The 334-nt window shown below is 51.8% G+C and carries 1 protein-coding gene; it reads right to left on the bottom strand.

Features of this window, described 5'->3' with window-relative positions; genetic code table 11:
* Nucleotides 1-251, bottom strand: a 251-nt coding sequence (locus RVY79_RS18325; RefSeq protein ID WP_317465961.1) for a hypothetical protein, incomplete at its 3' end; no start/stop codon positions are given.
* Nucleotides 252-334: the final 83 nt, after the last annotated feature.

The raw sequence follows: 334 nt of genomic DNA, 5'->3' as shown, positions 1-334 counted from the left end.
ATGCATTCAGAAAATCTTAATTCGCTTTGACGACTGATATTAGCTTCATTTAATTCACGCACCCCTCCAAATACTGCACCCACACCCCACCTCATTGGGGTTAAGTATTGCGATTCGGCGAACGATACAACGATAGAGTCGCGTCTTCCTTTAGCAATTCGTAATAGGCCGTTCGTATGTAGCCGCTTTCCGACCCGCCCCAACCGATGACCTTCGATTTTGCTCTCGCACATCGCAGGCCACGCGTTCACTTGACTTCTCCCTGACCGCCTTACGATGGCTCGAAGAGGAGGTGCATTCGCGGTAACCATCCGCATCGCACCGCCCGTTTGGC

This window comes from Chromohalobacter sp. HP20-39 (assembly GCF_033052815.1).
In the GTDB taxonomy this organism is placed as follows: Bacteria; Pseudomonadota; Gammaproteobacteria; order Pseudomonadales; family Halomonadaceae; genus Chromohalobacter.
Note: the sequence above shows the minus strand (reverse complement) of the source record. Positions and strands in the feature narration are given on the sequence as shown.